Source organism: uncultured Pigmentiphaga sp., from assembly GCF_937950555.1.
GTDB lineage: Bacteria > Pseudomonadota > Gammaproteobacteria > Burkholderiales > Burkholderiaceae_B > Pigmentiphaga.
In genome coordinates this window covers 1-3,091 of record NZ_CALFCW010000013.1, presented here as the reverse complement: position 1 = coordinate 3,091, position 3,091 = coordinate 1, and the positions used below count along the sequence as shown (strand labels likewise).

Annotated in this window: 2 protein-coding genes and 1 pseudogene; 1 reads left to right on the top strand and 2 read right to left on the bottom strand. The window is 67.3% G+C overall.

All coding sequences use genetic code 11. The features are described from left to right. Window positions 1-847, bottom strand: an 847-nt coding sequence (locus Q0319_RS02310) for a glycosyltransferase (RefSeq protein ID WP_299450657.1), incomplete at its 3' end; no start/stop codon positions are given. Beyond that, window positions 844-1,653, bottom strand: a pseudogene (locus tag Q0319_RS02305) (carbamoyltransferase C-terminal domain-containing protein); the annotation flags it as partial. The pseudogene Q0319_RS02305 and the gene Q0319_RS02310, both read right to left, overlap by 4 nt. A 13-nt stretch (window positions 1,654-1,666) precedes the next feature. On the opposite strand from Q0319_RS02305, the gene Q0319_RS02300 reads away from it, so the two are divergent. Beyond that, window positions 1,667-3,022 (top strand): UDP-glucose/GDP-mannose dehydrogenase family protein, encoded by a 1,356-nt coding sequence (locus tag Q0319_RS02300; protein WP_299450656.1) that lies wholly within the window; start codon window positions 1,667-1,669, stop codon window positions 3,020-3,022. Window positions 3,023-3,091: the final 69 nt, after the last annotated feature.

The window sequence follows — 3,091 nt, the reverse complement described above, 5'->3', positions numbered from 1 at the left end:
ACTGCAGCGTCAAGGCCGCCCAGAGGGACAGGCCGGCCCAGGCTGCGGCGGATGAGCCGGCCAGCACGCCAACCCAACCCGCCGCAGCGCCGAGCACGATGCCAAAATAGTTCCAGGGCGGCCGTGGACGGATGCGCTGCCGGTACATCGCAGGATGCTTCTTGTAGAGCAGCGCATCGAAAAACACCTTGCGTTGTTGCTTGATGCTGATGCCCGGGGGCGCGGGCCGCACGGGATGCAGCACCACGGCGTCGTCGGCCCGGGCAATCCGGTGGCCCCGGGCCAGTAGCGTGAATTGCAGGTCCGAATCCTCTCTCCATGCGAGGGTAAATCGTTCGTCGAAGCCGCCGACGGCGGCGAGCACCTCTCGGCGTACCAGGCAATTGGCGGTCGCGAACTCTGTACGTTCCAGGCCGCCTGTGTCGCGTTCGTGGTCGCTCGGCCGCGCGGGAAGCGGCACGCGTATGCGGCCGACCACCGCGGAGACGTCACGCGTCATGGCAGCGAGCCCCCGGGACAGCCACGTGCGGTCCGGTACGGTGTCGTCGTCGGTAAAGGCAATGATCGGCGCGCGCGCGTTGCGCCAGCCCAGATTGCGTGCGCCCGCCGGCCCCCGGGTGCCGGTCGCCTCCAGATACCGCACAGAGAGTCCACGCCGTGCCGCTTCCGCGGCGAGCGCTTCGACCACCTGCCGGGTGCCGGCATCGGGGCCGTCGTCCACCACGATCAGTTCGAAGCTCGACGGCTCGATGTCTTGTGAGGCGATCGCGCGCAGACAGCGTTGCAGCATCCACGGACGGCGATAGGTGGGGACCACGACCGAGGCCCGGGGCAGCGCAGGGTTCACGCTGGCTTCTCCAGCAGGAACCCGCCGATGGCGAGGGCGTCCAGCGGCGAGGTCCAGAAGCATTCGATGGCATCCCGGGGGCTGCAGACGACGGGCTCGCCGCGGGTATTGAAAGAGGTGTTGACGAGCACCGGTACGCCGGTACGCCTCTCGAACGCCGCCAGCAAGTCGTAGTAGAGCGGGTGTTGGTCGCGCCTGACGGTTTGCACGCGGGCGGTTCCGTCCGTGTGCCGGACGGCGGGGATGCGGGCAGCCTTGTCTTGGAGGACGTCGAAGACGAACAGCATGAAGGGAGCCTCGATGGGGCCCGGGAGGCGGGTGTCGAACCAATCCCGTGCGCGTTCTTCCATCACGACCGGTGCGACCGGGCGGAAGTCCTCGCGATCCTTGATTTCGTTGAGGCGCGCCTGCATGCCGGGGGCGATCGGGGAAGCCAGGATGGAGCGTGCCCCGAGCGCGCGCGGACCAAACTCCATGCGGCCTTGGAACCACCCGATGATCTTGTCCTGGGCGAGCAGGCCTGCCGTGGCCTCGGCAATGTCGTCCGGCCTGCGATAAGACAGCTTGGAGCGCCGGAGGAAGGCCTCGATCTCTTCGTCGTCGAAGGCTGGTCCGAGGAACGCGTGGTCCATGGTCCATTTTTTTCCTTCCCCAGGCCGGTGCGCGGCGTCTATCCACAGCGCGGCGCCGAGCGAGGTGCCCGCGTCCCCGGCGGCGGGCTGCACCCATACCTGGCTGAACGGCCCGTGTTCCCGCAGGCGCGCATTCATGACGCAGTTGAGCGCCACGCCGCCCGCCAGGCACAGGAACCTTGCCGTCATGGGTGCGGGCTATGTGGGCCTGGTGACCGCCGCTTGCCTGGCGGAGGTAGGCAACCGGGTCCATTGCGTGGACAGGGACAGGGCCAAATTGCACCAATTGCGCGGTGGTCATCTCCCGATTTATGAACCGGGCCTCGATGCCATCGTCCAACGCAACGCGGCTGCGGGACGGCTCTCATTTACGGAGGACCTCGGTGCCGCGGTCGCGGATGCGGACATCGTTTTCATCGCGGTCGGCACACCGCCCCGCGAAGATGGTTCCGCGGACCTGAGCCAGGTGTTGCAGGCGGCCCAGTCGGTGGCGCGGGAAGCTGGGCGCGGCATGGTGGTGGTGATCAAGTCGACGGTGCCCGTTGGCACCTGTGACCGGGTGCGCGAGGTGATGGACGCTGAGCTGGCGCGTCGAGGCGCGCCTCATGAGTTGCGGGTTGCCGCCAACCCCGAGTTTCTCAAGGAGGGGCACGCGATCAGCGATTTCCAGCGTCCGGACCGTATCGTGATCGGGGCGGACGATGAGCATGCCTGCGCCCTGTTGCGGGCCCTGTACGCGCCCTACAGCCGGAATCGCGACCGCCTCATTTGCATGGGTGTGCGATCCGCCGAATTCACCAAATATGCGTCCAATGCCATGCTTGCGGCCCGGATATCGCTGATGAACGAGCTCGCCGGGCTGGCCGAGCGCGTGGGCGCGGACATCGAGGCTGTGCGCCGGGGCACCGGGGCAGATCCGCGCATCGGGTATGATTTCCTGTATGCGGGCGCCGGCTACGGTGGCTCCTGCTTGCCCAAAGACGTCCGCGCGCTGGTCCGGATGGCCGAGGAATACGGCGCGCCTGCCGACATCCTGCGGAGCGTGCAGCAGGTCAACATTCGGCAGCGAGGGCTGCTCTACGGCAAGCTCGAGCGCATGCTCCAGGGATGCCTGGCAGGGAAGACGATTGCGGTCTGGGGGCTGGCCTTCAAGCCTTTGACCGATGACATACGGGAGGCACCTGCCATCGACCTGATCCGTCGGCTGCTCCAGGCCGGAGCCACGGTGCGCGGCTATGACCCGGTGGCCGCCGCCAACGCGCGGCGCGCACTCGGCCATCGGGCTTTTTCCATTGCGGCCGATGCGTATTCGGCGTGCGAGGGCGCCGACGCATTGGTTGTCATGACGGAATGGCGGGAATTCAAATCGCCGGATTTCCGCGGGTTGGCGCACGCGTTGCGGGCAGCGAACCTGCTTGACGCGCGCAATATTTATGATCCGCAGTACGTACGGGCCTGCGGGTTGCGCTATGAAGGGGTGGGCCGCGATGGCTCGTCCGCCAAGGGCATGCTGCCGGCCGCCGTCGCGGCCCCGGTGCGATAGCCGGCTCTGGTCCAGCGGACGTCAGCGTACTTCTCCCGAACCGAGTTCTACTCCCGTGGTGGGATCGAT

Excerpts from the sequence above, each read along its gene's own strand:
- Q0319_RS02300 (WP_299450656.1), top strand. The coding sequence starts at position 1,667 with ATGGGTGCGGGCTATGTGGGCCTGGTGACCGCCGCTTGCCTGGCGGAG.